General features: G+C 66.0%; 1 protein-coding gene. It reads left to right on the forward strand.

The genetic code is table 11. The features are described from left to right. The first annotated feature begins 29 nt into the window (after positions 1 to 29). The gene (locus tag AC1D2O_RS37530; protein ID WP_478158913.1) at positions 30 to 5039 is read left to right on the forward strand and encodes an Ig-like domain-containing protein; all 5010 of its coding nucleotides are present in this window, start codon (positions 30 to 32) and stop codon (positions 5037 to 5039) included. The last annotated feature ends 11 nt before the right edge of the window (positions 5040 to 5050 follow it).

Below are 5050 nucleotides of genomic sequence, written 5' to 3' on the forward strand. Positions count from 1 at the left end.
CGACGTCGTAGAGATCACCGGCCCGATTTATTTCCAAGGGCGGCGTCACGAACGATGCCAAGCCCGAATTCACTGGCAATGGCACGCCCGGCGACACCATCACCGTCTACGACAACGGCAACCCGATCGGCGAGGTCGTCGTCGACGACAAGGGTCGCTGGACCTTGACCCCGGCCGAGGACCTGGCCGAGGGACCGCACGCGATCACCATCACTGAAACCGACAAGGCCGGCAACGAAAGCGATCCTTCGGACCCCTTCGAGTTTGGCGTGGACTTGACCAAGCCGGATGAGAGCAAGCTGGCGATCACTGGGGTGGAAGACGACATTGGCCTGGTGACGGGCAACGTGGCGTCTGGCGGGACGACGGACGACAGCCGACCGGTGATCCATGGCACGGGCACGGCGGGCGACACCGTCATCGTGACGGTGAAGGACGTGACGGGCAGCCATGTGCTGGGCCGCGCGACGGTGGACGAGAACGGCAAGTGGTCGCTGCAGGTGCAGTCGCCGCTGGCGGGTGGCGTGAACGAGTTCACGGTGGTGGAGATGGACCCTGCGGGGAACAAGACCGAGCCGAGCGATCCGTACGCGGTGACGGTGGACACGGTCCCACCGGCCGTGCCGGTGATCGAGAACGTCCTGGACGACGTGGGCGTGGTGCACATGCTGCAGAAGGGCGAGGTGACCAACGACGCGACGCCGACCATCTCCGGCACGGCGCAAGCGGGCAACACCGTCAAGATCTATGACGGTGCGACGCTGCTGGGCGAGGTGAAGGCGGATGCGAACGGCAAGTGGAGCTTCACGCCGGGCGCGAACCTGGCCGATGGAGCGCACAACCTGACGGCGACGGCGACCAACCCGGTGGGCCAGACCAGCGATGCGACCGGCATCTGGAACTTCGTGATCGACACGAAGGCGCCGGACGCGGTGAGCGGGCTGGTGGTGACGGACGACGTGGGCGCCAAGCAGGGCCCGCTGACCAGTGACGAGACCACGGACGACAACCGCCCGACCTTCAGCGGCAAGGCCGAAGCGGGCAGCACGGTGACGGTGAGCGACAACGGCACCAAGCTCGGCGAGGCGCTGGTGGACGGCAACGGCAACTGGAGCTTCACGCCGGACACGGGCCTGGCGGACGGCTCGCACAGCTTCACGACGGTGGTGACCGACCCGGCGGGCAACGCGAGCGCGCCGAGCGCGCCGGTGAACGTGACGGTGGACACCTCGAAGGTTGAAGTGTCGATCAGCGCGCTGGTGGACGACCAGGGCGCGATCACGGGCAACATTGCGTCGAACGGCGTGACGGACGACACGCGTCCGGAGATCCGTGGCAAGGGCAAGGCCGACAGCACCATCACGGTGTACGACGGCACGACCGAGCTGGGGACGACGACGGTGAAGTCCGATGGCACGTGGAGCTTCACGCCCCTGGGCGACCTGGGGCAGGGCGCGCACAGCATCACGGCCAAGGCCACCGACAAGGCGGGCAACGTGAGCGAAGCGACCCCGCCGTTCACCTTCAACGTGGACACGGTGGCGCCGGTGGTGCCGACGATCCGCGAGGTGACGGACGACGTGGGCGAAGTGCAGGGCGCGCTGGCCAACGGAGCGACGACGGACGACCCGTCGCCGACGCTGACGGGCAAGGCCGAAGCGGGCAGCACGGTGACGGTGTACGACGGCGGCAAGCTGCTGGGCAGCGTGAAGGCCGATGCGAACGGAGACTGGAGCTACACGCCGACGACCGGCCTGAACGAAGGCAAGCACGAGTTCACGGTGACGGCGACCGACGTGGCGGGCAACACCAGTGCGGAGTCGGACAAGTTCACGGTGACGACCGACTACACGGCGCCGGATGCGACGAAGCTGGCGATCACTGGAGTGGAAGACGACATTGGCCTGGTGACGGGCAACGTGGCGTCGGGCGGGACGACGGACGACAGCCGACCGGTGATCCATGGCACGGGCACGGCGGGCGACACCGTCATCGTGACGGTGAAGGACGTGACGGGCAGCCATGTGCTGGGCCGCGCGACGGTGGATGCGAACGGCAAGTGGTCGCTGCAGGTGCAGTCGCCGCTGGCCGGTGGCGTGAACGAGTTCACGGTGGTGGAGATGGACCCTGCGGGGAACAAGACCGAGCCGAGCCCGCCGTACGCGGTGACCTTCGATGACAGCGTGCCTGCGTCGTCGATCGCCATCACCTCCATCACGGACGACACCGGGTCCTCAGACCACGACTTCGTCACCAGCGACACGTCGCTGACGATCAACGGGACGCTGAGCCAGGCGCTGAGCAGCGGGCAGCGTGCCCAGATCACGCTCGACGGCGGCAAGTCCTGGCAGGACGTGGTGGTTTCCGGCGGCACGAGCTGGAGCTATGTCGACAGCCGGACCCTGAGCGATGGCCAATACGTCTACGCGGTGCGCGTGGTCAGCGCCGCCGGGGTGGCGGGCGACATCGACCAGAGGACGGTCACGATCGACACCCAGGGTCCGACCAACAAGACCACGGTCGACCTGGCCACCTCGAGCGATTGGGGGGATTCGAACACCGACAACATCACCTCGAGCAAGACGCCCACCATCAGCGGCAAGGTCGGGACGGGCAGCGACACGGACCTGAGCAAGCTGCGCGTCACGCTGTTCGACGACGTCAACAACGATGGCAAGCTGGATGCGGGCGACCGCATCTTCGCCAGCGGCATCACGGTCAACGCCGACGGCAGCTGGACTTACGACCTGCCCAGCCTGAAGGACGGCACCTACCACCTGAAGGCGGTGCTGACCGACCTCGCCGGCAATGTCTCGAGCTCGGTTTCGACGCTCGACGACAAGAACGCGAACCTGGTCATCGACAGCAATATCCGCCAGGTGCTCACGGGCGAAACGGCCGGCGACCAGTTCGGCTGGGACGTGACCAATATCGGTGACTTCAACGGCGATGGCATCGACGACATGATGGTGTCGGCGCCCTGGGTGGACCGCAATGGGCGCGGGGATGTGGGCGCCGCCTACATCCTCTACGGCTCCGAGCGCGGACTGGCCAGCGTGGGCAACATTGCCAATCTCACGCCGGAGCAGGGCCTGAAGATCTACGGTGCCACCCCTCCCCAGGAGGGCGCCGATCGGATGGGCTACACCATCAACATGCTGGGCGACGTCAACGGCGACGGCTATGCCGACGCGCTGGTCGGCTCGCACTGGAACGACAAGGTCTACGTCGTTTTCGGCGGCGCGGCCGGCACCTATGCCAGCGGGTCATTCAACCTGAACCTGATCGACGCGGGCCAGAACCAGTACGGCTTCAAGGTCTCGATCCCCGTGTCCGCCGACAGCTGGTTCGGCTTCGCCTCGGGCGGCGGCGACATCAACGGCGACGGCTATGCCGACCTGATGATCGGCGACCGCCAGGGTGGCGTCGGCTCCTCGGGCAGCGCCATGGTGATCTACGGTCACGGCGGCAACTGGTCGAACGTCGATCTGGTCTACCAGAACAATGCCTGGACGCTGCCCAGTGGCGTGAGCGGCACGATGATCAAGGGCACCCCGAACGCCACCGGTGGCTCGCTCGCCAACCCGGGCATCGTGCGAAACGTCGACCTCGGCGAATCGATCAATGGCGTCGGAGACGTCAACGGCGACGGTATCGAGGACTTCGTGATCTCGGATCCGCGCGCGGGCAACGTGCTGTCGTGGCAGAACGGGCAATCGGCGGGGACCTCGTACCTGATCTACGGCAACAAGGACGGCCTGCCGGCGAATCTGGACCTTGGCACCCTGACGCCGGACCAGGGCATTCGCATCAACGCCATGCACTACGAGTGGCTGGGTGGGTCGAACTCCACGGAATCGCACAGCCTCATCACGGGCCTGGGCGACATCAACGGCGACGGAATCGACGACTTCGCCATTGCCGCTCCGTACTCCGATCCGGGCGATCCGGGCCGGGTGTGGGTGATCTACGGCAAGGAAGGCGGGTATGGGAAGGACATCAACCTGGATGCTTTCTTCACTCCTGGATCGGGGGCGCCGACCGGGTACACCCCGACCTTCACGGCCAACGACGGCTTCCTGCTGGTCAACGAGAAATCGACGGCCACCAGCCAGAGCACGGCGACGGAATGGTTCGGCACCAGCTTGCGCGGTCTGGGCGACGTCAACGGCGACGGCATCAACGACTTCCTGGTCGGTGCCCGCTATGCCGACGGCAGCGGCCTGACCGACAACGGTGCGGTGTACGTGGTCTACGGGCGCAGCGAGAACTTCGAGGCGCCGGTGATCTCGATCAAGGACATCATGAACGATCCGTCCAAGGGCTATGTGCTGCGCGGACAGACCACTGGCGAATGGCTGGGTTCGGGCGTGACGGTGGGTGACTGGAACGGTGACGGCGTGGCGGACATCGCGGTCGGCGCTCCGCTGCAGAATTCGAACGGCGGAAATTCCGGCTCGGTGTTCGTCTACTACTCGACACCGAACTTCACGCAGGACTACACCAGCGGCGACGATCTGCTGATCGGCACCAGCGGCGTCGACTTCCTGTCGGGCGGCGCGGGCAATGACACCATCACCAACATCGGCAGCAAGGACATCGCCCTGGGCGGTACCGGCAACGATGTGGTGCGGATCAGCAGCCTGACCTTCACGAACGTCGACGGCGGTGCGGGCATCGACACCCTGGTGATGGACGGGAAGGGCATGAACCTGGACCTCACGGCGTTGCAGAGCAAGGTCAAGGGTTTCGAGCACTTCGATCTCGGCAGCGACGGCGGAAACACCCTGGCTGTGCACATGAGCGACATCACGCGGCTCGGCCAGGCCAACCTGCTGGTGAGCGACGGCAAGACGCAGCTGGTGGTGCATGGCGATGACACTGGCCAGGTGAAGCTGGTCAATACCGGGGCGGCCGCCGATCGCTGGACCGACGCGGGAACGAAGACCGTGGACGGCTCGGTCTATCACGCCTACACCAACGTGGCTGGGACGAGCGAACTGCTGGTCGAGGACAGGGTTCACGTCACCATCCTGTAAGCGTCCCGGGT

It is taken from the genome of Variovorax sp. P1_G12, from assembly GCF_056405555.1.